The following is a 23,837-nucleotide window of genomic DNA, read 5'->3' as shown; positions in this document are numbered from 1 at the left end:
TCAGCTCAGTTTTCACCCTCGATGTCACCCTCCCGGAGCCTGGAACCGCAGGATCCGGCTGAGCGCCTCTTCGACCGCGGCCTCGCCCGCCGCGTAGGACAGGCGCACCGTGCGGGTGCCGTGCATCGGATCGAAGTCGACACCGGGCACGACCGCGACGTCCGCGCCGTCGAGCAGCGCCCGGGCGTAGCCGAGCGAGTCGCCGAACCGTTCGAGCTGCGGTCCGAGGTCGGCGTAGAAGTAGAACGCGCCGTCCGACGGGGCCGATTCGCCCCACCGCAGCGCCGGTTCGGCGTCGAGGATCAGTGCGCGGGCGCGGGCGAACCCCGCGACCACGGCGTCGCGCTCGGCGTAGCGTTCTTCGGAGAACGCACCGAGCGCGAGCTCCTGCGCCGGCGCCGGCGGCGAGAGCGCGAAGTTCGAGGCGAGCGCCTCCATCGGGGCGATGAGCGACTCAGGCAGCACGGCCCAGCCGAGCCGCCACCCGGTCATGCCCCAGTACTTCGAGAAGGAGTTGATGGCGATCGCCTCGGGGTCGAGCTCGACCGCACTGACGCCACGGGCATCGGGGCCGCCCGCCTCGGCGTAGGTGATGCCGTGGTAGATCTCGTCGCTGATGAGACGTACCCGCTGCTCCGCGCACCACTCGACGAGCGCCGAGAGCTCCGCCCGGCTGAGCATGGATCCGGTCGGGTTGGCCGGCGAAGCCACGATGAGGCCCGCGAGCGGCCCATGGGCCTCGACCGCGGCGTCGAGCAGCGCGGGGGTTGGCTGATACCGGGTTTCGGACCCGGTCGGGATCTCGATCACGTCGACCCCGAGCGAACGCAGGATGTTCCGGTACGCCGGGTAGCCGGGGCTCGCGAGCGCGACCCGATCGCCGGGATCGAACGCGGCGAGGAACACCAGCTGGAACGCGCCGGAGGATCCGGTGGTGACCGCGACCCGTGCGGGGTCGATCGACACGCCGTACCAGTTCGCATAGTGCCCGGCGATCGCCTCACGCAGCGGCGCGGTGCCGAGCGGGCTCGTGTAGCCCGCGGGCTTCAGCATGCCGGGTGCGGGACGGGCGCTGGGCTCGCCCGCGCACAGCGAGACGATGTCGCGGCCCTCGGCACGCCGCCGCTCGACCTCGCCGGTGATCTGCATGACCTCGAAAGCGGGGATCACCGAGCGTCGCGAAGCGCCGAGACCGTGCGGAGCATCGGCTGCGCTCGACGGCGGCTCGGCGGCCTCGCCCTGCGCTCCTGCGGGGTGGGGCGGCAGGCTGGGAGGCGGGGTCTTGAAGGGTCCTCGGGCGGCCATCAGCGGCTCCTCTCGGGTGACGACGCGGTCGGATTCCGGTGCGCGGACGCACCGCTCGGCACGGCTGCGCCCACGTGCCGGACGAAGATGATGAGCCAGGCGAAGATGACGCCCGCCACGACGAGTTCGAACGCCGCGAGGTTGTAATAGCCGAGCGGCCAGAACAGCAGCGCCGCGAAGACGATCGCCGCGAGCACCACGTCCGAGAACAGCAGGAACACCCGGGTGAACCCGTCGAGCAACCAGCGCAGACCGATGAGGATCGCGCCGAAGACGACCGCCATTCCGGTGGCGAAGGTGTTGTGGACGATGAGGTTGAGGTTCACCGGCACGATCCCGACGCCCGCGAGGCAGATCCCGATGATCTGGAATCCCCACGCGACCGCGCGCACATTGCGGGTGCGGCTGGGCGGGGCCGCCGCGGCCCAGGCCGCGAGGTCGATGAGCAGCGTGAACGCGAACGCGGCGAGCAGGAGCCCGCCGAGGAAGAGCGTGAGATTGAACACGAGCCCGCTGACGTCGGTGCCCGCGCCGAGCTCGCTGAAGTGGAAGTGCCACCACTTGGCGTCGGAGGTGGTGAGCATCGCCACCACGATGCCTCCGGTCAGGAACATCGACAGCAGCATCGAGAGCTCGGCGGTGGTGATCTTGGCCGCGGAGACGGTGACGAGGTACGCCGTACCCGCGGCGACGATGACGGACGCGACGGTCGAGGTGAGCTGATCGAGCTGCACCCCGAAGAAGCCCTGCGACAGCACCGCGAACACCATGCCGATGCCGATCACGGCGATGCCGCCGTGCACGAGCGCGACGGCGGCGATCCCGACGAAGCGCTGCGCCCGGGCCGCCCGGGGCGACCAGGAGGCGGGGGCACGCATCGGTGCGCGCAGCTGCTCGGCGACCGAGCTCGCGATCGCCACCAGTCCGGCGAGCAGCGTGCCGATCGACCCCGTCGAGATGCTCCCCCAGAGCGGATGGGTGCCCGGGCCGAACACGACGAGTCCGACGAGGATCGCTGCGGCTGCGGCCAGGGTCGCCGCTCCCAGGGCTCGGGCCTCGACCCGCGCCTGGTGCGAGTCGGCACCGCCGCTCGCGTCGCCCGGGTAGAGCAGTTCGAGGGTCGTATCGATCGCGCGCGGGATGCGTGCGCGAAGCCGAGCCCGGCGCTGAGCCAAGCCGGTGTCCCGCGCGTTCCCGTTCATGCGTCCCATCCTGGCACGCAGCGACCGGCGACGGCGATGCCCGCCGACGCCCCGCAACGGCCTCCGGCCTCCGGGGTCATGGCCGACCGTCGGGGGTCGAGCCGCGCTCCTCGAGCCGCAGGTACCCGCTCAGCGCTGCGACGCCCTCGGCGCTCATCGGCAGTCCTTCCCCGAGCCGGCTGGAGCTCACCAGGTGGGTGGCCCATTTCGCGCGGCTGATGGCGACGTTGAGGCGGTTGCGCAGCAGCAGGAACTCGAGCCCTCGGGGGACGTCGTCGGGGCTCGACGCGGCGAGGGTCACGACGGCGAGCAGGGCCTCCTGCCCCTGGAAGCGGTCGACGGTGCCGACGCGTACCTCGGCGCACCCGATGGCAGCGAGACGTTCCGCGACGCATTCCACCTGAGCGTTGTATGCCGCGACCACGATGATGTCGTCGGGAGTGAGCGCGCGCTCCCCCGTTCCGGTGTCGCAGCGCCCGTGTTCGAGCGCGTCGCGCACGATGCCGGCGACCACCTCGGCCTCCTCGACCGAGTGCGTGGTGTTCGCGGAGTGCTCGACCTCGTGCCGGACCAGACCGGGCCCGCCGATCCCGCTCGCGCGCACCGCGGCCGTGCTCGGATGCGCGCGCAGCCGGCCTCCGTACGCGAGCTCGGAGACCACCTCGGTGAGTTCCGGGCGCATGCGCCGGGTCTCGGCGAGGAAGTACCCCAGGTCTTCGGGCATGGTCTCGTGATCGCCGAGCAGCCAGCCGAGGGCGGAGGTGTCGACCGGTTCGGGGTGCGTGCCCTGGGACACCTGCGGCAGCTGCTGCGGGTCGCCGAGCAGGAGCAATCGTTTGGCGCCGACCGATGCCGCGATGGTCGGGGCGAGCGAGAACTGCCCGGCCTCGTCGATCACGAGCAGGTCGAGTTCGTGGCGCGCGACGCGGGTCGGGTTGCTGAAGTCCCAGGCAGTGCCGCCGAGCACGCAACCCAGGCCGGCCGCCTCGTGCTCGCGGAGGAACAGCCGATGGGTGTTGCGTCCGAGCGCCCGGAACGCCGGCTCCGCGGCGTCGTCGGCCCGACCGCTCTGCGGGACCTTGCCGACCTGTTCCGAGGCCAGGCCCGCGGCGACGACGCCCTCGAGGACGTGCTCGACCACCCGGTGGGACTGCGCGACGACGCCGATCCGCCAGCCGTCCTCCTCGACCAGTCGACGGATGACGCGTGCGGCCAGGTAGGTCTTTCCGGTGCCCGGTGGGCCCTGGACCGCGAGGTAGGAGCGGTCGAGTTCCCGCAGGGTCGCCGTGACGGCTCCGATCGTGCGGGCCTCGTCGTCGCCGCCGGCGACGAGCGCGAGCTCGCTCGCCGGATCGACGATCGGAGCGCCGGCGCCGAGCACGGGCGCCGTTCGCCGGATCAGGTCGACGACCGGATCGCGCGGGAGCTCCCCGCGGTCGAGCGCGGACGCGAACGCGCGTCCCCAGGCTTCGATCGCGCCCTTCTGCTGACCGGCGTGCGGCGGCGGACCGGGCACGAGCGCAACGGGAAGCACGTCGAAGGGCGTCGCGTCGCGCGGCAGCAGCTCCTCCACGAGCACCTCATCGCCGTCGCGTTCGACCACCGTGACCCGGGAGGCGCTGCGGGCACCGGGTTCGACGCCGCGGGTCGCGAACGGCGCGGGTGCCTCGTAGAGCAGGTAGGCCTGACCACCCGGCCGGAGCGAGCTGCCCGGCGCGAGCGCACCGCGCAACCGGACCCGCCGCCGCAGTGCGCGCGCCCGCGGTTCGTCCGGCACGTGCCAGTCGTCGGAGACCCGGCTGAACAGGTCGTCGACGACGAGCACATCGCGGGTGTCCGCCCAGTCCTCGACGGGGTCGACGAGTCGCGCGTAGTGCGCCCACCAGAACGATTTCTGTTCGCGCTGGTGGTAGTCGATCGCGCTCGAGGCGAGCGCCGCGGTCTTGGCGATCGCGGGATCGGAGATCTGCTCGGCATGCCGCCCGAGCGCCTCGGCGACCGGGCTCAGCCGGAGCTCGGGCTCATCCTCGTCCGCCGGGAGCGCCTCGGGGAACGGCTCGACGCCGTGCTCCTGCGCGATCCCACGGAGCCAGTCGCGCAGCCGCAGTGTGGATACGCAGTCGTAGCGGTTGTAGTCCGCGATCGCGGCGAGCCGGCGCTCGCCCTCCGCGCGCTCCGCGGGGTCGGTCGAGCGGAGCTGCTCACTCGCTTCGGCGAACTCGGTGACAGACTGCGCGCCGCTCGTCACGCCGTCGGCGTCGCGCAGCTCATCGCCCATGTAGAGCGGTTCCAGCTTCTTGATCGAGTAGGAGCGGGTGCCGATGCGCAGCGCCTTGCGCACGATCGGATAGAGATCCACCAGCACGTGCTCGCGCAGCAGGTCGTCGACCTCGGCTTCACCCACCCCGTGGCGGGCCGCGATGCTCAGCAGGTGGGTGCGCTCGTACGCCGCGTAGTGGTAGATCCGCATGCCAGGGAAGTCGATCCGGCGCTGGCGCACCAGTTCGAGGAACCGCAGCAGGGTGCGCTTCTCGGCGTCGAGGTCGTGGGCCCAGAGCGGCAGGAACCGCTCCTGCTCGTCGACCGAGCCGAAGAGGTAGTCGATCCCCCAGCGGGCATCGCTCGCGTCCCCGGGTTCGCGGTACATCGGGTCGCCCTCGAAGTCGAAGAACAGGTCGCCGGAGTTCGGCCGCGGGATCGCCGCGAGCGCGGCGGCATCGATGACCCGGAACGGCGGGAGCTCGCCCGCCCGGGCGTCGAGCTGCACGCGGGCCTGCGCCGCGAGCCGTTCGAGCACGTGCAGGCCGATGCCGGGCACCCGCTCGGACTCGGCGACTCCGCCGACCGCCCGGAATCCTTCGGCGGGCGGTTCCACGGTGCCGTCGAGCTCGGCGACCGCTTCGATCCGGTCGAAGCCGGCCGCGACCAGGCGGTTGCGCTGGGCCGCGGTGATCCCGGCGATGAGCAGAGGGTCGCGGGTGCGCTCGACCTCGGGCAGGCACACCTCGCATCGGCCGCATGCCGCGACGCCCTCGGCGCCCCAGGCGACGGGAGCCGCCGACTCGCGCGCGCCGTCGTCGCCGACCGCCGCGTAGCGGTCGAGCAGGATCCGATGCATGCGAGCGCGCCGCGCCCGGAACACCGGAGCGATGTCGGCGAGGCGATGCCTCGAATGCGCGCCGTCGCCGAGGATCAGCGTCGCCTCGGGAGCGACGGGGATCCCGGTTCGCTCGAGCTGCTCGGCGTAGGCCGCCAGCTGCATGAGCGCGGTCGCCTTCGGGCGCCGCGCGAGCTTCGTATCCTGCACCTCGTAGCCGTCCGCGACGGTGAGGCGCAGGAAGTCGGCAAAGCCGACGAAACCGATGGCGGGCTCACCGGCGTCGGGATCGGCGGCGCGCTGGGCCGGGTCGAAGAAGGTCGCCTGGAACACCAAGGGTGCGCGCGCCACGAGCGCCGCGGTCGTCTGCTCGGCGACGTCGAGCAGCGGGGCCTCGCCCATGCTCTCGGGTCGGGGGATCTCGACGACCCCCGCCGCCCCCGTTCCGAGTTCACCGCGGTAGGCCTCGAGGGTCCGTTCCTCGTGCTGGTCGCCGAGACGGGCCGCCCGCGCGAGCATCGGATCGTCGTCCGGCGGCACCTCGACCGCGCGTCCCAGCTTCGCGTCGACCCGCCGCAGGAACGCGAACTCGCAGGCGCTGGCCGCGGTCAGGTCGGTCGCACTCGTGACCAGGCGGGTTCCCCCGTCAGCACCGCGCTGCACGAACATGCGTTCTCCCTCCGCGTCGCCTCCCGGCGTTCGCCGAGGTCCATCCGACGCTATCGGTGCCCGCCGACATTCGTCGGCGTCGACGCCCGCTCAGAGCCGGGCCAGGGTCTCGATGTCCTCCGAGAACGCCGACTGCTCCTCCTCGGAGACGGTCGCGCGGGTGACCTCGAGCGCCGCACGGTAGTCGGCGGTGTCGAGCTGGGTGCGGTCGGTTTCGAGCACCGCGCCCTCGGCGCGCAGCACCCGGGCCAGCGCCTCCTGCGACGCGCGGCGGGCCGCGTACTCGATGTCCGCGGGGGTCAGGCCGTCGCTCTCCGCGACGAGGACGCCGAAGTCGATCGATTCCGAGATCTCGCCGGGCACGTACCGGCGCCAGATCGCCTCGCGCGCCTCCGCGTCGGGAAGCCCGATCGGCAGCACGTAGTCGAATCGGCCGTGGCGCAGGAACGCGGCGTCGAGCGCCCGCACGAAGTTGGTCGCGCAGATGAGCAGCTGGCCCTCGCGATCCCGGAAATCGGCGACGATCTTGAGCAGCTCGTTCGTGACGCCCTGCGTCGGCGACGGCGGATCGCCTCGGCGCTGCGACGCGATCTCCTCGACCTCGTCGATGAACACGACCGCGTGCTCCAACTGCTCGATCCGCTCGAAGACGTTGCGCAGCGACGCCGCCATCCCGCTGCCCGCATCGCCGAGACGCGACGGGAAGACCTCGACGAAGGGCCAGTCGAGCCGGGAGGCGACCGCCTTCGCGAAGGTGGTCTTGCCCGTTCCCGGAGGCCCGAACAGCATCACCGCGTGCGGCGGGACGACCCCGTACCGATCGGCGAGGTCGGGTTCGGCGAGGGGCGCCACGAGGCGCTCCTCGAGCAGCTGCTTCTCGTGCCGCATGCCCGCCACGTTCTCCCAGAGATGGCGCGGCAGCACTCGTCCGCCGACGTCCTTCAGCAGGTCGAGCTCGCGGCGCTGCACCGGCATCTGCCGCTCGAGGTAGCGCAGCCCGTAGCGCAGCTGGAAGCCGTTCGAGGTGAGCAGCCCCAGTCGTCCGCCCTCGGGCATGAGCACCGAGAGCGTGGACAGGCCGAGCGGCGCCATCTTGCGCTCGAGCGCGTCGAGCAGCGCTCCAGACACGTTCTCGGATCGGGCGTCCTCGGAGATTCCGAAGAAGACGACCCACCCCTGGGCGTGGGCGGCCCGCCCCACGGCGGCCGCCACGATCCGGTCGCCCCGCACCGCGACCACCGCGTGGTCCTCGCGGCAGGACGCCGTGACCTCCGCGAGCGAGTACACCGGCTGGTCGACCGTCGAGCGCACCTCCCACCAGAGGCGCACGACCCCGTCGAGGTCGTCGTCGTGGAATTCGCGAATGCGGATGCGTGTCATGCTTCATCTTCTCAGACCGACCCCTCCTGTGACGCGACGTGTCGCACATCCGCGCGATCGCGGGGCGGAACGCTCAGCGCGAACGGTGGAACGCATCGCGCGGACCGGCGCCCCGACGTGCAAGACTGGAAGCAGTTCAGGTCACGCCCGACCCCAGGACGCGAAGCCCGAAGGTGCCAACGACGATGCTCGACACTCTCCACAGACGCCGGTTCACGACGGCCCTGGCGCTCGGCGCCGCGCTGACGCTCGCCCTCGCGGGCTGCAGTGCGTCCGGGTCCGGATCGAACACCGCGGGCGGCGCCTCCGACGACGGCTGCACCGCCGTCGTGGTCGCGACCTCGTCCGAGAAGGTCAACCTCATGGAGGCCCTCGGCGAGCAGTTCAAGAAATCGTCCGAGCACCAGGGACTCAAGACGTGCGCTACCGTGCGCCCCGTCAACGTGGCATCCGGCAAGGCCGCGCAGTACCTCTCGGACTCGACGAAGGAGTGGAAGCTCGGCGCCGACACCGCGCCGAGCGTCTGGTCCCCCGCTTCGACCGTCTGGACCGACCGGGTCGCCTCCATCTCGGGCGAGCAGGTCGTGGCCGGCGCCGAGAGCTTCGCGAAGACCCCCGTCGTGTTCGGGGTCCCCGAGTCGATGGCGCGAGCGCTCGACTACCCGGCCAAGCCCGTCAGCATCGCCCAGATCAAGGGGCTCATCGAGAACCCCGAGGGCTGGGGCGCCCTCGGCAAGTCGATCTGGGGCTCCTTCAAGATCGCGAAGACCAACCCCAACACCTCGACCACCGGTCTCTCGATGCTCCTGATGCAGAGCTATGCGGCCGCCGGCAAGGCGAAGGATCTGACCACGGCCGATGTGCAGAAGGCCGAAGCGTTCAACAAGGCCTTCGAGTCGGGCGCGATCCACTACGGCGACACCACGGGCAAGGTGCTGCAGAACCTCGCCGACAAGACTTCGGGCAAGGGTTCTTCCTACGTCAGCGCGATCGCGCTGGAGGAGACCTCGCTCTACAACTACAACATCGGCAACCCCGACTCGCACACCGTCCAGCCCGGCGAGACCCTCACGCCGCCGTCCGAGAAGCTCGTCGCGGTGTACCCCGCCGAGGGATCGATGTGGAGCGACAATCCGGCGGTCGTGCTGAACGCCGCCTGGGTGACGCCCGAGCAGAAGAGCGCCTCGCAGGCGTTCGTGAAGTTCCTGCACACGCCCGAGGCGCAGAAGCTGCTGCCGAAGTACGGCTTCCGCCCGCTCGACGATTCGGTCGACGTCAGCCAGTACCTGAACGACAAGGTCGGCATCGATCCGAAGCGCCCGGCGATCACGCTCCCCCAGCCCGCACCCGAGGTTGTCTCGGCCGCGCTCGACCAGTGGACCGCGATCCGCAAGCCGTCGGCGATCCTGCAGCTGATCGATATCTCGGGCTCGATGGACGAGAGCATCGGCGGGGGCAAGACCCGCCTCGACGGCGCGCTCGCCGGCTCGACCACGACGCTCGGCCAGGTGCGCCCCACCGACGAGATCGGCGTCTGGGCGTTCACCACGGGCCTCGAGTCCAAGTTCGACGGGAAGAATGTGCCCGGCGTCGCCGTCGTGCGCCCGTTCGGCCCGCTCGGCGGCGACAAGGAAGGCCTGAAGAAGGAGATCGACGAACTCGCGCAGAGCCAGCGCGCGGGCACTCCCCTGTACGACGCCCTGTCGTCGGCCTACGACTACATGAAGCAGCACGCGGAGGAGGGCCGGATCAACGCGATCGTCGTGCTCTCCGACGGCGAGGACACCGATTCGAGCACCACGCTGAACTCCCTGATCCAGCGCATCAACGCGGATCAGAAGGAGGGCGGCAACCGCAAGCCGGTGCGGATCTTCGCCATCGCCTACTCGAACGCGGCCGACAAATCCTCGCTCGAGCGGCTCGCGAAGGCCTCCGGCGGGCAGGTGTTCGACGCGAGCGACCCGACGAAGATCACCGAGACCTTCCAGTCGGTGATGAACAACTTCTAGGCGGTCACGGTGAGCACAATCGAACAGATCATCCAGGTCTGCGGCGACCGGCCCGTCTGCCTGGTCGACGGCGCGTCAATATCGGACCCGGATTCGCTGGCCTCGGTGCTGCCGAGCGGCGCGCGGGTCCTGGTGATCCCCGCCCCGGATCAGGCCCAGAGCGTCTCCTCCGGGACCGTCGCGAACGAGTTCAAGGCCGCGACCGGCGCCCAGACGGTCGTCGTCATCGAGGACCGCGCGAAGGACCGTTTCGGGGTCGCCTCGAACGGGGACGCGAACAAGATCGCGACCGAGCTGAACTCGCAGAATCTGCCCGACGGCGGCGAGGCCGTCGCCAACATCGCGAGCACGCTCGTCTCCGCGGGCCCCGCGCCCTCCGGCGGCCAGGGCGATGGCGGAGCCCCCTGGATTGTGGGCGCCGGCGTCCTGATCCTGGTGGCGGTCGGCGCGGCGGTCACGACGCTGCTGATCCGCCGCTCCCGCAACGCGAAGCGCGCGGTCGGAGCCTCGCGCAAGCTCGAGAAGCAGCTCGAAGCCGCCCTGCACGGCGAGAACGGCGAGTTCGTCCGCGATGCGATCGACGAGATCCGCCGTCTGGCGGGGGCATATCCCGAGCTCGGTCCCCGTCTGAACGGGCTGTCCGAGCACCTTTCCGAGCTGTTCGTCCGGGTGCGCAGCCGAGGAACGGACCAGCAGCTCCGGCTGCTGCTCGTCCAGTACCGAGACACCCTCTCCAAGCTCTCGAAGGCGCTCGCCGACGACTACTACGGCGACGTGCAGCGCAACCCGCAGTACTGGAGCAACCCGCAGGACCGGCTGGGCGAGGTGCAGCGCGCCGTCGATTCCGTCGACCAGCAGGCCGTCGAGAACATCCGGCAGGTCAACGAGTCGCGCGACCTCGAATTCAAGGTCGCCCTCGACTCCCTCATCAAGGCCGTCAACGATGCGAAGCTGTCCGACGTGTACAGCGATCGCGATCCGAGCAACCCGCAGAGCTAAGGACCCGACATGACCGATTCCACCGGCACCGAACCCACCATCTCCGTCGACTTCGCGCAGCTGCTCGAGCCCGCTGACACCCGCGCCGCCGAGGTACCCGGATCCGCCCTCGAGGCCGCCGTCGCCGAAGCGCCCGCGAGCGACATCGAGTCCGCGGCGAAGACGCCCGCCGACGCGGTGTTCAAGTTCCGCAGCCTGCTCACCGAGCAGCAGCTCGCCGACCTGCAGCGCGGCGCACCGGCGCTCGCGCAGAAGTTCGTCGCCGACGTGAACCAGATCGTCACCTTCGGCGGGCCGGTAATGCAGAAGCTGAACAGCGCCTCCGTGCAGCTGCTCGACGCCCAGCGCAACATCCGCGTGCCCGAGGCCGATGCCATCGTCAACGACATGCTCCGCACCATGGACGGCTTCGAGAAGAAGTGGCGCTCGCAGAAGCTCGAGGACGCGGCGAACGCGATCGTCGGCTGGTTCAAGAAGGGCAAGTACACCCTCAGCACCATGATCCGCGAGTCGAAGCCGATCTCCGACAAGATCGACCTCGCCGAGGTCAAGCTGCAGGAGATGGAGAACGCGCTCGCCGACAACATCGCCCGCGGCCAGCTGCTCCACGCGCAGACCCTCGAGCACATGGACGACGTGGTCGCGGTGCTCGCCGCGCTCGAGCAGGTCATCGAGGTGCTCCGCACCGAGTTCGACGAGGCCGATACCGCGCTCCGGATGGCCGAGACCGCCGGCACCGAGTCGACGACCTACCAGGGCAAGGCCATCTCGGTGAGCGAGCTGCGCGAGATCCAGAGCAACCTCTCGCTCGTGCTCTCGGAGACCGAGAAGACCTGGGCCGACTGGCGCTCGCAGTTCTTCCTCGGCTTCGCCCACGCCCCCGCGACCCGCAACCTGGTCGTCACGACCTTCGCGCTGCGCCGCCGGCTCGCGACGTTCCGCACCATGGGCCTCCCCTCCGCACGTCAGTCGCTCGCCCTCTGGCAGCAGGCGGCGTTCGCCCGCGAGGGCGCCGAGATGGGCGCCTCGATCCAGAAGGGCACCAACAAGCTCATCCAGGGCGCGTTCGCCGAGACCGCGAAGTCGGTCGAGGCGGTCGCGAACGCCTCCCAGATGCCCGTCATCACCGAGGAGACCATCTGGGCCGTGATCGACTCGGTGAAGGCGCAGTGCGCCGCCATCGTCGAAGCGGATCGCGCGGGCCGGGCCCTGCGCGCGCGCAACATCCAGGCGCTCGAGCGCGGCGAGTCCGTCATCGAGGACGCCGTCGTCGCTTCGCAGCGCGCGGTGGCGAACGGATCTCGGGGCGATGCGGCGGGATCGGTCACGCGCGGTTCCGGCGCCGGGTCCACGACCGACCCGGGTGCCGACCTCCTGGGCAAGCTCACGAGCTGAACCGATGCCCGGGAGCGCCCCTCGGGCCGCTCTCGGGCACGTCGGGTAGACTGAGCGAAGAGGTTGCGCCGATCCCAGCATCGGCGGGCCCCACGTCGCTGAATTTCAGAGCTCGCGCATCGCGAATGCGCCAGGGCCGACCGACTCTTCCGCGGCGAACGGATGCGCGAACCCGCGCACTCGCCGACTCGGCCACGCCCAGCGACTCGATCCGATCACGGATCCTGCGGACGCGCGCCGGACCGACACGAAAGCAGCACTCGCTCACGTGACCACCGACCAGACCACTCCCTCGTTCATCGACCTCGGCGTGCCCGCCCCCATCGCGCACGCGCTCGACAAGAACGGCAAGACCACCCCCTTCCCCATCCAGCGCGACACGCTCCCCGACACGCTCGCGGGCCGCGACGTGCTCGGCCGCGGCCGCACGGGTTCGGGCAAGACCATCGCGTTCGGCATCCCGCTCGTCGCGAACCTCGCCGATGATGCCGCGAAGAAGCGCAAGCCGAGCCGCCCGCGCGCCATCGTGCTCGCCCCCACCCGCGAGCTCGTCACGCAGATCGCCGAGACCGTCAAGATGCTCGCCGACCCCGTCGGCGTCAAGGTCACCACGATCTTCGGCGGGATCCCCCAGCGACGCCAGGAGGCCGCTCTGGAGGCCGGCGTCGACATCGTCGTCGCAGCCCCCGGTCGCCTCGACGACCTCATGAAGCAGGGCCTCGTCGATCTCGGCGGCGTCGAGATCACGGTGCTCGACGAGGCCGACCACATGGCCGACATGGGCTTCCTGCCCGTCGTCACGCGGATCCTCAACAAGACCCCCAAGCAGGGGCAGCGCCTGCTCTTCAGCGCGACCCTCGACAACGGGGTCGACAACATCGTGAAGAAGTACCTGCACGATCCGATCCTGCACTCCGTCGACGCGGCGGAGTCCCCCGTGCCCCAGCTCACGCACCACGTGTTCGAGGTCGCCGGCAAGGATCAGAAGGAAGCCCTCATCGAGGCGCTCGCCTCGGGCACCGCGCGACGCATCTTCTTCACGCGCATGAAGCACCAGGCGAAGAAGCTCGCGAAGCAGCTCACCGCGCGCGGCATCCCCGCCGTCGAGCTGCAGGGCAACCTGTCGCAGAACGCCCGGGACCGCAACCTCGCCGAGTTCGTGAGCGGCGCGGCCAAAGTCCTCGTCGCGACCGACGTCGCGGCGCGCGGCGTGCACGTCGACGGTGTGGAGCTCGTCGTCCACGTCGATCCGCCCGTCGAGCACAAGGCGTACCTGCACCGTTCCGGCCGCACCGCGCGCGCCGGCAACGAGGGCGACGTCGTCACCCTCGTGCTGCCCGAGCAGCGGGGTGAGATGCGCCAGATCATGCGCGCGGCCAAGATCCGGGTGACCCCGAAGCCGGTGAACCCGATGGCATCGAACATCGATCCCGAGGTGCTGTCGCTCATCGGCGAGGTCGCCCCGCGCATCGATCCGAAGGAGACCGAGCGTCGCCGGGCCGCCGCGCAGGCGGAGCAGCAGCGCGCCGCCGGTCATGCCCCGTCGGGCGAGGGCAAGTCCCAGGGCGCCAACGCGAAGCGCAAGCGCTCGCGCGGCGGCCGCGGACGCGGCGCCGGCGCCGAGGGCGGGGCCGGCACCGCCGGTGCCGCGAACGGGCGTTCGGGTTCGAGCGAGGGCGGCGCGGGATCGCGCGGCCGTCGCGGCGGCAACGGCGGAAACGGCGGCCGCGGCCGCGGCGGATCGGGATCGTCGAACGGTGGCGGCTCGGGCGCATCGCGCCAGGGCGGCTCCACGTCGGTCTACTCGACCAGCACGGGCGGCGGTCAGGCCCCCGCACCGCGCCAGCGTCAGCAGGGCTCGCGCCGGGCCCAGCGGCCCAGCGGGCTGTAACGGCCCACCCCGGCCGACCGTTCGAACGGTCGGCCATCCGAGGGAATGGCGCGAAGCGCCTCCACCTCGACATTCGAAGCCGGCGGCGTCCGATGGACGCCGCCGGCTTCGTCGTTCCCAACCCCGGAACGCGAACTCCGTGGGTATCGACGCCGAGAACCACGGATTCCGCGATCCGATCTGAAGCGGGCGCCCCCTCGTGCCCTCCAAGATGGAGAGGTCCCCCACCGACCGCGATTGCGAAGGAGCAACGTGACATCGACGACCCGGATGATCCACCTGGGGCGCAGGGAGAAGCCGAAGCGCGGCGCCCTCCTGCTCCTCGTTCCCGGCATCGCCTCGGTTGTGCTGCTGGGTGTGCTGCCGCTCTTCATCGTGGCGCGCAACAGCTTCGCCGTCGCCGACGACTACGGCGGCGTCACCGGAGGCCTCACCCTCGACAACTACGCCAAGCTCCTCGATCCCGTCTACTCGAAGACGCTGCTCTACTCGCTCGGACTCGGCGTGCTGAACACCGTCGTCTGCCTCGTCGTGGCCTATTTGACCTCCTACTACATCGTGTCGAGGCCCGCGAACCGCCAGGGCCTGCTCCTGCTCCTCGTCATCATTCCGTTCTGGACCGACTTCCTCGTCCGCACCTTCGCGTGGATCACGATCCTCGGATCGGGAGGACCGGTCGCCGGCGTGCTCGGCATCTTCGGACTCAGCGGCTTCTCGCTGATCCCGAGCAACGTCGCGGTGGTCCTCGGTCTGCTCTACTCGTTCCTCCCCACCGCGATCTTCCCGATCTACGCATCGATGCGATCGATCGATGGATCGCTCAAGGAAGCGGCCACCGACCTGGGCTGCGGCTGGTGGGGCGTCCACCGCCGTGTGATCCTCCCCCTCAGCCGGCCGGGCATCCTCGGTGCCGCGCTGCTCACCTTCATCCCGACCATGGGCGTGTTCGTGATCCCCGTGCTGCTCGGCGGCGGCAAGGATCCGCTGGTCGGCAACCTGATCGTCACGCTCTACACCGAGTTCCGCAATCAGCCGATGGGGGCCGCCGTCTCGATGGTTCTACTCGTACTGATGCTGCTCTCGATGGCGCTCATCGGACTGCTGCTGCGCCGTCCTTCCCCGAAGAAGCCGGAGGCCTGACCGTGGACCGCATCGTGAACGGCATCGCCCGGGCCGTATTCATCTTCCTCTACCTGCCGATCGCGGCGGTGATCATCTACTCCTTCAACGCTGCGGGAACGAACACGCGCTTCGACGGTCTCACCCTGCAGTGGTACGTCGACCTGTTCCAGGACGGCGCCCTCATGCAGACGCTGCGCACCAGCGCGATCGTCGCGGTCATCACCGCGACCGTCGCTTCGGCCATCGGCATCATGTTCGCGCTCGGGATGGCCCGCTACCGCGGCCGAGGCAAGGGCGCGTTGCTGGCGCTCATCGCACTGCCGCTGATCGTGCCGGAGATCGTGCTCGGAGTCGCACTCCTGAGCGTGTTCAGCAGCGCGAAGGTGCCGCTCGGTATCGCGACGCTGGTGCTGGGCCATCTGGTCGTGTCCCTCCCGCTCGCCACGCTCGTCCTGATGAGCTCGGCGGCGATGCTCGATCCGAGCCTGCCCGAGGCCGCGACCGACCTCGGCTGCACACCGTGGCAGACCTTCACGCGGGTCTACTTCCCGCTCCTCAGGCCCGCGGTCGTCGCCGCCTGGCTGCTCAGCTTCACCACATCCTTCAGCAACATCGTCATGTCGACCTTCCTCAGCGGAGTCGGATCGACGACGCTCCCGCTGAAGATCTACTCGAGCCTGAAGACGGGACTGACTCCCAGCATCAACGCACTCGGTGCGCTCCTGATCCTGCTCACGCTCGTGATCGTGCTCCTCGTCGGAGTCACTCAGATGCGCAGGATCCTCGTCGACTCTCGCTCCAACTAGTCGGTCGGCGCGACCGCGCCGGCTCCCGCACCCCACGAAAGGACGCTTCATGAAGAAGTTCGCCATCGCCTCCGTCGGCATCGTCGCCGCACTGGCGCTCACCTCCTGCTCCGGCACCTCGGATTCCGGCGGGAGCGGTTCGAAGGAACTCAACCTCTACGCCTGGGCCGATGAGATCCCGCAGCCGGTCATCGACCGGTTCACCAAAGAGACCGGAATCAAGGTCAACGTCGACAGCTTCGACAGCAACGAGACCATGATCTCCAAGCTCGCTGCCGGGAGCTCCGGCTACGACGTCATCGAGCCGAGCCAGTACGCGGTCCAGCAGCTCGTCGGCCAGGATCTCATCGAGCCGCTCGACAAGTCGAAGATCGAAGGCCTCGACAAGATCGCCGAGAAGTTCCGCAACCCGAGCTACGACGAGGGGCTCAAGCACTCCGTCCCGTGGGTGTGGGGCACCACCGGACTGCTCTACAACTCGAAGTGCACCGGCGGTGAGGAGATCACCAGCTGGAAGTCGCTCTTCGATCCGAAGTGGAAGGGCAAGGTCAACATGCTCGACAACATGCTCGCTGCGTACATCGCCGGCCTGCAGGTGAACGGCTATCCGGCGAACAGCACCAAGGAGAGCGAGATCGCCAAGGCCACCGAATCGCTCATCGCCCAGAAGCCGCTGCTCTCGGGGTACAACTCCACGAACTACGGCGAGCTCGTCGCGAACGGCGACGTCTGCATCTCCGAGGCCTGGGGCGGCACCAGCACGGCGAAGATCGTCGAGAAGAACTCCGACGTCCACTACGTGCTCCCCGAAGAGGGCGGCAGCCTCTGGGTCGACGGCCTGGCCATCGCGAAGGGCGCCCCGCACCAGGACGCAGCCTATGCGTTCATCAACTTCCTGTTGCGTCCCGACGTCGCCGCGATGGCGACCAACGACGGCGGTCTCGCGAGCGCGAACAGCGCCGCACAGGAGCACGTCACCGACAAGGGCCTGCTCAGTAACGCAGCGGTCTACGCATCCGACGAGCAGATCGCGAAGGCCGACTTCATCACCGACCCGGGCAAGTCGATGAAGTTCTACCAGGACGGCTGGACCCGGGTCAAGGCGTCCTGACCGACTCTCCTCGAACAGCGATTGGGATCATGAACACGCAGACCACGAACACCGCGGCACCGGCCGTCGAGATCCACGGCATCTCCAAGCGATTCGGCGAGCACCTCGCCGTCCATCCGCTCGACCTCGAAATCCGGGAGAACGAGTTCTTCTCTATCCTCGGCCCATCGGGGTGCGGGAAGACCACGCTGATGCGCATGATCACGGGGTTCGAGACGCCGAGCAGCGGGCGAGTGCACCTCGGCGGCGCGGACGTCACGAACGTGCCGACGCGGAACCGGGACCTCAACATGCTCTTCCAGAGCTACGCGCTGTTCCCCCATCTCACCGTCTTCGAGAACGTCGCGTTCGAACTCCGCGTGCGCCGCGTCGCCAAGGCCGAGGCGAACCGGCGCGCACAGGAGGCGCTCGAGCTGGTCCGGCTCGGACACCTCGGGGACCGGAAGCCCGATCAGCTCTCGGGAGGGCAGCGGCAGCGCGTCGCCCTCGCCCGAGCGGTGGTCTCCGGTCCCCGGGTGGTGCTCCTCGACGAACCGCTCGGCGCCCTCGACCAGCAGCTCCGCAAGGAGATGCAGATCGAGCTGAAGCGGATGCAGCGCGAGGTCGGGATCACGTTCATCTACGTGACCCACGACCAGGAGGAGGCGCTCACCATGTCCGACCGGATCGCGGTGATGAGCGACGGAGTCGTGCAGCAGGTAGCCCCTCCGGAGGACATCTACAACCGGCCGGACACCCGTTTCGTCGCCGGGTTCATCGGCAGCTGCAATCTGCTCGACGTCTCGGTGACCGCCGGCCCGGCCGGTGAAGCCGTCGTCGTGCAGGTCGACGGCGTGGGCGCCGCGCGAGGCATCCGCGCCGAGCAGATCGAGCGCGAAGCCGCCGGCACGATGCTGGTGCGTCCCGAACGGATAGAGGTGCGCCGCGACGGCGACGGGCTCATGGGCGTCGTCGAGACGCTCACCTTCCTCGGCGAGGAGTGGCATGCGCACCTGCGCGTGGGTACCCAGGTCATCAAGGCATCCATCTCGAGCCTGGTCAAGGAGCGGGATCTCCCCGGTCTCACGGCCGGGGAATCGCTCAGGCTGTCCTGGCGGCCCCAGGATGCCCGCATCGTGACCCGCTGAGCCCAGCGCTTCTCCCCCATCGTTTCTTCACCCGCGTTCCCAGAAAGGGGCGTCCTATGAGAGTCGCCGTCGCGCAGACCTCCCCGGGCATCGATCCGGATCACAACCTCACCACCATCGCCCGATTGACCGCCGAGGCTGCGGTCCGCGGGGCTCGACTCGTCGTCTTCCCGGAGGAAGCGATGCTCCTCGCGGACGACTCCATCAAACCGCAGTTCCGCGATCTGCTCCCAACGGTCTGGCCGCGCTTCGAGGCAAGGATTCGTTCCCTCGCCGAAGAGCACGGCATCGCCGTCATCGCCGCAGGATACGAGCCGAACCCCGACGGGGCCCCGTTCAACACCGTGCTCGCGATCGCAGCGGACGGCACCGAGCTCGCCAGATACCACAAGGTGCATACCTACGATGCCTTTGCCTACCAGGAATCGGCATACGTGACCCGCGGCGATGCGCTCCCACCGGTGATCGAGATCGACGGACTCCGCATCGGCCTCGCGAACTGCTACGACGTGCGGTTCCCCGAGCTCTTCCGGAGCCTGGCGGATCGCGGCGTCGACGCCATCGCGCTCTCGGCCGCCTGGGTATCGGGCAAGGGCAAGGAGGAGCACTGGGCGGTGCTCACGCAGGCCAGGGCGATTGAGAACGTGAGCTGGCTGCTCGCCTCGGCGACCGTCGGTCCTGATTCGGCCGGGCTGAGCCGCATCATCGATCCGCTCGGGGTCGTCGTCGCAGGTCTGAACGCGCACGACGAAGGGCTCATCGTGAGCGAGCTGGACGCCGAGCGCACCGAACGGGCGCGCGCAATGCTCCCGGCCCTCGAGAACCGCCGCATCGCACTCGACTACGAACTGCACTAGACAGGAGCCAGCAATGTTCTTCCACGCAGGCGAAGCCCCCGCTTCGCTCTCCCCCGAGCTCCGCGCCAAGCTCGAACGGCTGAGCTTTCCCACGCTCGGGCACTACCTCGAAGAGGGATTCGTCGACCCGGACATCCGTCGGATCGTCGCCGGACCCGCCCGGATCATCGGCACCGCGTTCACCGTCCGCACCACGGCGACCGACTCGACCGCGCTGCATCATGCGGCGGGTCTGATCGGCACCGGGCAGGTGCTCGTGCTCGACACGGGAGGCGACCGTCGGCACGCGCCCCTCGGAGAGGTCGTCGCGGCCCAGCTCGTCGCGCGCGGGGCGGCCGGTGCCGTGATCGACGGAGTGATGACCGACACCGACGAGATCACCGAGCTCGGCCTGGCCGTGCACGCGCGCGGGACGAGCATGCTCACCACCAAGCTGCACGGAATCGACGCGGGAGGAGTGAACATCCCGATCACCTGCGGCGGAGCGGTGGTCCGTCCCGGCGACCTCGTGCTCGCCGATGCCAACGGCGTCCTCGCCGTGCCCGTCGAGGTCGCCGAACGTCTCGTCGATCTCGCGCTCGCCGACGATGCGGAGGAGCCGGACCTCATCGCCGAGCTCCGCACAGGGGCTCCGCTCGGAGCCCTCACCGGGGCGAGCTCGACCGTCGCCCAGCTGCTCAGCAGCACCACCCCGCAGTAGCCGGGGCGAACGCCCCGACCCCAGCGCGCGCTCGATCACCGCCGACCGGCTCGGCGATGATCGAGCGCGCACCACACCAGAGAAAGGCCTCACCACGATGCTTCTGAAAGCCGCGATCAACGGCGGACGTCCCACCTCCGAGCATCCGGCGGTACCGCGCACGCTCGCCGCCATCGTCGAGGACAGCGCTGCAGTGATCGCCGCGGGCGCCGACGTCGTCCACGCCCATGTGATCACCGAGACCGGCGAGCAGACGATCAGGCCCGACCACGTCGGGGCCTGGGTGCGCGCGATGCGCGCCGCAGATCCTCGGATCGTGGTCGGGACCACCACGGGGCTGTGGACCGTCTCCTCCCACTCCGAGCGGATGCGTCACCTGAGCGAATGGCCGGCCGACGCGCTGCCCGACTTCGCCTCGGTCGCATTCTGCGAGGAGGGTGCCGCCGAAGCCGCCGAGCTCGTGCTCGAGCGCGGCATGGTGCTCGAATCGGCGGTGTGGTCGATGGAGGATGTCCCGGCGCTCCTCGCCTCGTCCTCGCTGCACCGGAACGTGCGCGTCCTCATCGAGCCGGAGACCGAGGACCCCGATCTCGCCGTCGCCCAGTGCCGCGAGATCGCTGCGGCGCTGAGAGCAGCCGGAGTCACCGCGCCGATCCTCTACCACGGCTACGACGAGACGGTCTGGCCGGTGGTGCGGGCCGCGATCGAGGACGGGTGCGAGACCCGGATCGGCTTCGAAGACGGTGTGCTGCTGCCCGACGGCACGCTTCCCAGGGACAACGCGGAGCTCGTGACCGCCGTCCGAGCTCTCGAACCGCGGGCATGAACGACGACGCGCGCCGCCTTCCCCCGACCGATACTCTCGATACGGGGAAGGCGGGGCGCGACATGATTGACGATCTCGATCGGCGGCTCATCGAGCTGCTCGCGCGGGACGGACGGCGCACCTTCGCGGCGCTCGCCGAGGACCTGGGCGTATCGCAGTCGACGGTGCGTGCGCGTCTCGCGAAGCTGCAGGAGGACGACGTCGTGATGATCGTCGCGCTCTGCAACGCCCTGCTGCTCGGGCACCAGGTGGTCCGTCTTCTCCTGCGGGTGCGCAACCTCACGCCGCTCGCCGTCGCCGACGGTCTGGTCGGCATCCGGCAGATCAACCACGTCGCCCTCGTGGCCGGCTCCCACGATCTCTATCTGGAAGCGACCTGCCGAGATCAGCAGCAGCTGATCGATCTGCTCGACGAGATCCGGCGGCACCCCGGCGTCGCGGCAATCCAGCCGATCATCGTCACCTCGCTCGCGAAGGACTACACGCGACAGGGCCTGCGCGGCACCTCCGGGCCGAGCGTCAGCGACCCGAACCGCTGAGCTTCGAGGCTTGAACCGAGAGCGGCGACGGTTCACGGAATCCCTGCCACAGGTAGTCGTCCTTGCGCACCTCGAGCACCGTCAGCGTTTCGAGGTCGGAGATCCCCCTGATGCGGCGGAGGTCCTGCAGGACGATCTTGCCGAGGCCCCTGGCGTCGGGTGCGACGAGATCGAGAATTATGTCGTAGTAGCCGAGCGTGCAGGCGACGTACTTCACGTTCGGGTGCTCGGCGAGCTGCTCGGCGACGCGGGCGACGGGCACCTCAGCGACCCGGATGCCGACGTGAGCGGCGATGCCGCCGATCTTCGTCTCGTCGTACATGCCCGCGACGTAGATGAAACCGAGTGAGACCAGTCGGTTGTACCGCTGCCGGACGGTCGGTTCGGAGAAGCCGATTCTTCGCCCGATCTCCGCGAAGGACATGCGACCGTCGACCCGGAGCTGGTCGATGATCTCGCGGTCGACGTCATCGAGCGGAGAACTGGTGTGCTTCTTCGCTGCGTCCACCGGTCCAGTCTACGGCAGGCCCCGCGTCAGGACGCGTCGAGCGGATCCCCGTCGACGTAGCGCCAGCGCTCCGGGGCCGTCGCGGCGAGACCGTCGCGATCCCTGAGGAACCGGCTGCGCTCGCGCTGCTCGAAGCGCCCCTCGGGCGTGCGTCCGATCGCGGTGAAGACGACGAAGCCCTCACGGTCGAAGGGACCGCCGCGCTCGGTCGTCTCGACGAGCAGTCGGCGCCACTCCACCTCGGGATCGAGTTCCAGCGACTCCGGTCGCGTGCTCGGGTGCCAGGAGTCGAGCAGGTACGCCCCCAGGCCGAGCGCGAAGGCGCTGTAGCGGGACCGCATCAGCCGCTCCGCGGTCGGCGCGGGCTCCCCCGCGTGCAACGGTTCGCAGCACTCGGCGTACCTCTGGCCCCGCCCGCAGGGGCAAGGCAGGGCCGAGGCCTCGCTCACAGCTCGCCGCGCAGGGTCCGCTGCATGGTGTCGAGGCGGATCACGCCGAGCTCGAGCGCGTCGCGGTGGAAGTCGCGGATGTCGAACTCGCGGCCGGCCTCGCGCTCCCGCGCCGCGTACTCGTCGCGCTGCTCCTCCCAGATGCGCTGACCGATCTTGTAGGACGGGGCCTGGCCCGCCCAGCCGAGGTAGCGGTTCACCTCGAACTTCACGAAGCCGTCGTTCATGTTGACGTTCTCGCCCATGAACTCGAACGCGTACTCCGCGGTCCAGGCACCCTGCCCGTCGGGGCGCTGCTTGCCGAGGTGCACGCCGATGTCGAGCACCACGCGGGCCGCGCGCATGCGCTGCCCGTCGAGCATGCCGAAACGGTCTGCGGGATCGTCGAGGTAGCCGAGCTGCTCCATGAGGCGCTCCGCGTAGAGCGCCCACCCTTCGGCGTGACCGGAGGTGCCGGCGAGCTGGCGCCGCCAACCGTTCAGCAGACCGCGGTTCACGACCGCCTGCGCGATCTGCAGGTGGTGGCCGGGAACTCCCTCGTGGTAGACGGTGGTCAGCTCGCGCCAGGTGTCGAACTCGGTGACGCCCTCGGGCACGGACCACCACATGCGGCCGGGACGCGAGAGGTCGTCGCTGGGGCCGGTGTAGTAGATGCCGCCCTCCTGCGTGGGCGCGATGCGGCACTCGAGGGTCCGGATCTCGGCGGGGATGTCGAAGTGCGTCGCGCCGAGCTCGGCGACGGCGCGATCGCTGGTCTCCTGCATCCACCGCTGCAGCGCGTCGGTGCCGTGGAGCTTGCGCGAGGGGTCGGCGTCGAGCTTCGCGATCGCCTCGGCCACGATGCCGGGTCGCACCGAGCCTCCGACGATCTCGGCGGCGATGCGCTCCTGCTCGTCGCGCATGCGCGCGAGCTCCTCGATGCCCCACTCGTAGGTCTCGTCGAGATCCACCGACGCCCCGACGAAGCGCTCGGAGGCGAGCGCGTACCGCTCGCGCCCGAAGCCGTCGGTCTCGGACGCGCGCGGGGCCAGGTCGCCCTCGAGCGCATCGGCGAGGTCGGCGTACGCGCGGCCGGCGAGCGACGCCGCCTCCGAGAGCTCCTGCGCGAGCGAGGTGGGCACCGCGCCGCCCGCAGCAGCGCCGCGGGCGGCGATCGCCTGGAAGAATCCCTCGGCGGATCCCTCGACGCCCGCGGTGCGGCGCAGCTGCGCCGCGACCTCGAGCACCTGGCGACGGGCGGGGACGAGCCCGCGCTCGGCGCCGAGGTCGAGGGATTCGCGGTATCCGGCGAGCGCCGCGGGAACCGCGCGCATGCGTTCGGCGAGATCGGCCCAGTCGGACTCGCTCTCGCTCGGCATCAGATCGAAGCTGTCGCGCACCTGCTGCGCCGGCGACTCGATGACGTTGAGATCGCGCAGGGCCTCGCCGGCCTCGTGCTGGGCGAGCGAGAGCCGCAGTTCGGACGCCAGGTCGGCGCGGGTCACCGCATCGACGGCGTCGACCGGAGTCTGGGCCTCCACCGCGGCGAGGACGGCGCGCTGCGCCGTCGCGACCGCGTCCGCTCCCGCGGGCGAGAAGTCGGGCAGCAGGCGATTGGACCCGGACCGGCCGAGATACGTTCCGGTGATCGGGTCGAGGGCGACGACGTCGTCGACCCAGCGCTCGGCGATGCGGTCGATCTCGGTCTGCGGACGGTTCGGGCGCGGAGCGGTCTGATCAGTGGTCATGCTGTCGATGCTAACGATCCGAGGTCGCGTCCGGGCTGCGGGATCGCCGTGCGGCCGCCGCTTCCCGCGGCCGCCGTCGCGCCGGTTCGCGGGAAACGCTCAGGAGCGGCAGAATAGA

Annotated in this window: 19 protein-coding genes; 12 read left to right on the top strand and 7 right to left on the bottom strand. The window is 70.0% G+C overall.

The window, feature by feature from the left end:
- Nucleotides 1–24: 24 nt before the first annotated feature.
- The 4 genes from ABD169_RS06975 to ABD169_RS06960 form a co-directional block, all read right to left on the bottom strand.
- Nucleotides 25–1,305 carry a pyridoxal phosphate-dependent aminotransferase gene (locus ABD169_RS06975; RefSeq protein WP_425560949.1) on the bottom strand — a complete coding sequence of 427 codons (1,281 nt, stop codon included), beginning with the start codon at nucleotides 1,303–1,305 and terminating at the stop codon, nucleotides 25–27.
- Nucleotides 1,305–2,507, bottom strand: a complete 1,203-nt coding sequence (locus ABD169_RS06970) for a hypothetical protein (RefSeq protein ID WP_344030915.1) — start codon at nucleotides 2,505–2,507, stop codon at nucleotides 1,305–1,307. Before ABD169_RS06970 ends, ABD169_RS06975 begins: the two co-directional genes overlap by 1 nt.
- Nucleotides 2,508–2,583: 76 nt before the next feature.
- Nucleotides 2,584–6,273, bottom strand: coding sequence for a TM0106 family RecB-like putative nuclease (locus ABD169_RS06965; RefSeq protein WP_344030913.1), 3,690 nt, complete (start codon nucleotides 6,271–6,273; stop codon nucleotides 2,584–2,586).
- Nucleotides 6,274–6,363: 90 nt separating this feature from the next.
- Nucleotides 6,364–7,653: an ATP-binding protein gene (locus ABD169_RS06960; protein ID WP_344030912.1), complete on the bottom strand. Its 1,290-nt coding sequence runs from the start codon at nucleotides 7,651–7,653 to the stop codon at nucleotides 6,364–6,366.
- 185 nt (nucleotides 7,654–7,838) lie between these two features.
- Between ABD169_RS06960 and ABD169_RS06955 the strand changes: the two genes are divergently transcribed.
- The 12 genes from ABD169_RS06955 (at nucleotide 7,839) to ABD169_RS06900 (ending at nucleotide 21,035) form a co-directional block, all read left to right on the top strand.
- The gene (locus ABD169_RS06955; RefSeq protein ID WP_344030910.1) at nucleotides 7,839–9,662 is read left to right on the top strand and encodes a substrate-binding and VWA domain-containing protein; all 1,824 of its coding nucleotides are present in this window, start codon (nucleotides 7,839–7,841) and stop codon (nucleotides 9,660–9,662) included.
- A 9-nt stretch (nucleotides 9,663–9,671) separates the two neighbouring features.
- Nucleotides 9,672–10,661 carry a hypothetical protein gene (locus ABD169_RS06950; RefSeq protein WP_344030908.1) on the top strand — a complete coding sequence of 330 codons (990 nt, stop codon included), beginning with the start codon at nucleotides 9,672–9,674 and terminating at the stop codon, nucleotides 10,659–10,661.
- Between the two features lie 9 nt (nucleotides 10,662–10,670).
- On the top strand, nucleotides 10,671–12,056 hold the full coding sequence (locus tag ABD169_RS06945; protein WP_344030906.1) for a toxic anion resistance protein: 1,386 nt from the start codon (nucleotides 10,671–10,673) through the stop codon (nucleotides 12,054–12,056).
- 268 nt (nucleotides 12,057–12,324) lie between these two features.
- A complete protein-coding gene (locus tag ABD169_RS06940) occupies nucleotides 12,325–13,947 on the top strand; it encodes a DEAD/DEAH box helicase (protein WP_344030904.1) in 1,623 nt (540 codons plus the stop codon).
- 252 nt (nucleotides 13,948–14,199) lie between these two features.
- Nucleotides 14,200–15,087: an ABC transporter permease gene (locus tag ABD169_RS06935; RefSeq protein WP_344030902.1), complete on the top strand. Its 888-nt coding sequence runs from the start codon at nucleotides 14,200–14,202 to the stop codon at nucleotides 15,085–15,087.
- A 2-nt stretch (nucleotides 15,088–15,089) separates the two neighbouring features.
- Nucleotides 15,090–15,875: an ABC transporter permease gene (locus ABD169_RS06930; protein ID WP_344030900.1), complete on the top strand. Its 786-nt coding sequence runs from the start codon at nucleotides 15,090–15,092 to the stop codon at nucleotides 15,873–15,875.
- Nucleotides 15,876–15,924: 49 nt separating this feature from the next.
- Entirely contained in the window at nucleotides 15,925–16,986 is a 1,062-nt protein-coding gene (locus ABD169_RS06925; protein WP_344030898.1) for an ABC transporter substrate-binding protein, read from the top strand.
- A gap of 29 nt (nucleotides 16,987–17,015) precedes the next feature.
- Complete coding sequence (locus ABD169_RS06920) at nucleotides 17,016–18,113, top strand: ABC transporter ATP-binding protein (protein ID WP_344030896.1); 1,098 nt, start codon at nucleotides 17,016–17,018, stop codon at nucleotides 18,111–18,113.
- A gap of 56 nt (nucleotides 18,114–18,169) precedes the next feature.
- Nucleotides 18,170–18,970: a carbon-nitrogen hydrolase family protein gene (locus ABD169_RS06915; RefSeq protein WP_344030894.1), complete on the top strand. Its 801-nt coding sequence runs from the start codon at nucleotides 18,170–18,172 to the stop codon at nucleotides 18,968–18,970.
- Between the two features lie 13 nt (nucleotides 18,971–18,983).
- Nucleotides 18,984–19,670, top strand: a complete 687-nt coding sequence (locus ABD169_RS06910) for an RraA family protein (RefSeq protein WP_344030892.1) — start codon at nucleotides 18,984–18,986, stop codon at nucleotides 19,668–19,670.
- Between the two features lie 97 nt (nucleotides 19,671–19,767).
- Nucleotides 19,768–20,496 carry a 3-keto-5-aminohexanoate cleavage protein gene (locus ABD169_RS06905; protein ID WP_344030891.1) on the top strand — a complete coding sequence of 243 codons (729 nt, stop codon included), beginning with the start codon at nucleotides 19,768–19,770 and terminating at the stop codon, nucleotides 20,494–20,496.
- A gap of 62 nt (nucleotides 20,497–20,558) precedes the next feature.
- The gene (locus ABD169_RS06900) at nucleotides 20,559–21,035 is read left to right on the top strand and encodes an Lrp/AsnC family transcriptional regulator (RefSeq protein WP_344030889.1); all 477 of its coding nucleotides are present in this window, start codon (nucleotides 20,559–20,561) and stop codon (nucleotides 21,033–21,035) included.
- Here ABD169_RS06900 and ABD169_RS06895 read toward each other — a convergent pair.
- The 3 genes from ABD169_RS06895 to ABD169_RS06885 are packed head-to-tail and all read right to left on the bottom strand — an operon-like array spanning nucleotide 21,016 to nucleotide 23,719.
- Nucleotides 21,016–21,543: an Lrp/AsnC family transcriptional regulator gene (locus ABD169_RS06895; protein ID WP_344030887.1), complete on the bottom strand. Its 528-nt coding sequence runs from the start codon at nucleotides 21,541–21,543 to the stop codon at nucleotides 21,016–21,018. The two genes, ABD169_RS06900 and ABD169_RS06895, sit on opposite strands and share 20 nt — an antisense overlap.
- A 26-nt stretch (nucleotides 21,544–21,569) precedes the next feature.
- Nucleotides 21,570–21,992, bottom strand: a complete 423-nt coding sequence (locus tag ABD169_RS06890; protein ID WP_344030885.1) for a YchJ family protein — start codon at nucleotides 21,990–21,992, stop codon at nucleotides 21,570–21,572.
- Nucleotides 21,989–23,719: a DUF885 domain-containing protein gene (locus tag ABD169_RS06885; protein WP_344030883.1), complete on the bottom strand. Its 1,731-nt coding sequence runs from the start codon at nucleotides 23,717–23,719 to the stop codon at nucleotides 21,989–21,991. Before ABD169_RS06885 ends, ABD169_RS06890 begins: the two co-directional genes overlap by 4 nt.
- Nucleotides 23,720–23,837 lie beyond the last annotated feature (118 nt).

This window comes from Leucobacter iarius (assembly GCF_039530105.1).
In the GTDB taxonomy this organism is placed as follows: Bacteria; Actinomycetota; Actinomycetes; order Actinomycetales; family Microbacteriaceae; genus Leucobacter; species Leucobacter iarius.
The sequence above is the reverse complement of the archived record's forward strand: the minus strand, read 5'-3'. Positions and strand labels throughout refer to the sequence as shown.

Coding starts and splice junctions, on each gene's coding strand:
- ABD169_RS06945 (WP_344030906.1), top strand. CDS start 10,671: ATGACCGATTCCACCGGCACCGAACCCACCATCTCCGTCGACTTCGCG.
- ABD169_RS06970 (WP_344030915.1), bottom strand. CDS start 2,507: ATGAACGGGAACGCGCGGGACACCGGCTTGGCTCAGCGCCGGGCTCGG.
- ABD169_RS06910 (WP_344030892.1), top strand. CDS start 18,984: ATGTTCTTCCACGCAGGCGAAGCCCCCGCTTCGCTCTCCCCCGAGCTC.
- ABD169_RS06905 (WP_344030891.1), top strand. CDS start 19,768: ATGCTTCTGAAAGCCGCGATCAACGGCGGACGTCCCACCTCCGAGCAT.
- ABD169_RS06915 (WP_344030894.1), top strand. CDS start 18,170: ATGAGAGTCGCCGTCGCGCAGACCTCCCCGGGCATCGATCCGGATCAC.
- ABD169_RS06955 (WP_344030910.1), top strand. CDS start 7,839: ATGCTCGACACTCTCCACAGACGCCGGTTCACGACGGCCCTGGCGCTC.
- ABD169_RS06920 (WP_344030896.1), top strand. CDS start 17,016: ATGAACACGCAGACCACGAACACCGCGGCACCGGCCGTCGAGATCCAC.
- ABD169_RS06975 (WP_425560949.1), bottom strand. CDS start 1,305: ATGGCCGCCCGAGGACCCTTCAAGACCCCGCCTCCCAGCCTGCCGCCC.
- ABD169_RS06885 (WP_344030883.1), bottom strand. CDS start 23,719: ATGACCACTGATCAGACCGCTCCGCGCCCGAACCGTCCGCAGACCGAG.
- ABD169_RS06925 (WP_344030898.1), top strand. CDS start 15,925: ATGAAGAAGTTCGCCATCGCCTCCGTCGGCATCGTCGCCGCACTGGCG.
- ABD169_RS06900 (WP_344030889.1), top strand. CDS start 20,559: ATGATTGACGATCTCGATCGGCGGCTCATCGAGCTGCTCGCGCGGGAC.
- ABD169_RS06965 (WP_344030913.1), bottom strand. CDS start 6,273: ATGTTCGTGCAGCGCGGTGCTGACGGGGGAACCCGCCTGGTCACGAGT.
- ABD169_RS06960 (WP_344030912.1), bottom strand. CDS start 7,653: ATGACACGCATCCGCATTCGCGAATTCCACGACGACGACCTCGACGGG.